This is a genomic window from Mesorhizobium sp. M2A.F.Ca.ET.037.01.1.1, from assembly GCF_003998075.1.
GTDB lineage: Bacteria > Pseudomonadota > Alphaproteobacteria > Rhizobiales > Rhizobiaceae > Mesorhizobium.
On record NZ_RZSA01001325.1, the window covers coordinates 1 to 1,439 of the forward strand.

A 1,439-nucleotide genomic window follows, 5' to 3' on the forward strand; every position below is an offset into this window, starting at 1 on the left:
GATTCCTGGGACTCTACCGGCATCTCGATGACGCCCTTCTTCAGCTCGGCGCGGGTGAGATCCAGCTCGCTCTTGATCGAGCCTGCGGTGCGGCGCATCTCCTCGGTCGCGTCGGCAAAGCGACGGGTTGCCGAATCGACGACCTCGGCGATCGCGGTGCGGATCTTCTCCGCCGATTCCATCGTGCGGCCCTCGGCGGTCTGCATCGTCTGGCCGACGAGGCTCTCGAAGGAACGCATCACCTTCTCGAGGTCTTCCGACTTCTTGACCAGGCCGACGGCGAGGTCCTCCAGCGAGGACTGGCGCTCCAGCGTGTGCTCGAGATTGCTTTGCGCGGAGCTGAGCAGGTTCGAGGCGCTGGAAAGCAGCCGGCTGTGCTCGTCGAACTTGGTCGCGATCGCGGCCACCTCGCGCAGCGTCGCCGATGACAGGTCGGTGAGCCGCGTCGTGTTGGAATCGACCAGACGCGCCGAGCTGGCGAAGGTCTGGGCGGCCTTCTCCGTGGTCGAGGCGAAGCTCTGCGTGCTGCCGGAAAGCCGCTCCTCGACCTGGCCGAGATTGACGGCAGCCTGCTCGATAAGCTGGCCGAGCTGCGCGCTGGAGGTCGTCATGCGGCCAATGAGGTCGGCCACGCTGTCGGCAAGCGAGGAACGCGCGCCTTCGACGGCCGACAGCGTTTCGGCCGTGCGGCTGGCGAGAGCATTGACGAGGTTCGTGTTCTCGCTGCGCAGCTTCTCGGCCGCGCGTTCGGTAACCTCTTCCATGCTGCGCTGCAGTTCGGAGCCGCCCTGGGCGAAGCGCTCGACCAGCGGCTTGGCCGTCTCGTCGAGGATCTTCGCCATCTCGGCCGAACGCGCCGCGAGCATGGTGTTGAGCTCGCGGGTGTTGGCGCCGATCGTGCGCGCGGCCTCGTTGGTGCTCTGGCCGATATGCTGGCCGACCGCCGTGAAGGTCTCGGCGATGACGTTGGCGCGCGAGATCAGCTGAGCCTCGGCGCTGGAGACCTGCTCGCTGAGCTTCTGGCCCATCGTCTCGGCGGTGTAGGCGAGGCGGTTTTCCACGCTCGCGACCTGGTCCTCGACGCGCGCGGCGGCAGCCGCGGCGCTCGCGGCAATCCGCTCGTCGGCGCCGGACAGCGCCTGCTCGATCTCGCGGGCATGCACGGCGAGCTCCTGGCCGGTCTGGCGGGCGCGGTCGGCGACACGCTGCTCGGTGGCGGCGAAGGCGCCGACGATCGTGTCGGCATGCTCGCCGATCGTCGAGCTGGTCGAAGCGATGCGCGACACCAGGCGGTTGTCGGCGTCGTCGAAGATGCGGCCGATCTCGCCGGCGCGGGCGGAAAGCGCTTCCGAGCCCTCGGCGATGCGCGCCATGAGCTGCTGGTCGGCGCCGTCGAAGATGCGGCCGAGATCGGAGGCGCGGGCGGCCAGCGCTTCGGC

The 1,439-nt window shown here is 68.9% G+C and carries 1 pseudogene; it reads right to left on the minus strand.

Going from position 1 to position 1,439, the window contains the following annotated elements:
• A pseudogene (locus tag EOA27_RS36395) lies at positions 1-1,439 on the minus strand (kinesin); the annotation flags it as partial.